The following is a 323-nucleotide window of genomic DNA, read 5'->3' as shown; positions in this document are numbered from 1 at the left end:
TTCATCCGCCACAGATAAGTACATCTCTACTTTCGACCTCGCAGTGTTTGCCCGCTTGTGTCTTTTCGATTAACATTACTTACCTGCTTCCCTACTTCCATACCTAAACCCAAGTATAGTTCCTGCCACCTTTACACCGTACACGATGCAAGCAGTATATACAGGTGTCACTCTTGCACTTGTCCCTACAGCGAATAAAGACCGTAGGTTTTCGTGGTAATCCTTTGTTCTTTCGATGCTTCTTCAGTGGTTCATTTACATTCAGCTCCTATACTCACACCTGAGAGTCTCTTCCAACTCCCTTTTCTCCAACCGTTCAATAC

This window comes from Bacteroides sp. 51 (assembly GCF_010500965.1).
In the GTDB taxonomy this organism is placed as follows: domain Bacteria; phylum Bacteroidota; class Bacteroidia; order Bacteroidales; family Bacteroidaceae; genus Bacteroides.
This window is presented reverse-complemented; position numbering follows the sequence as displayed.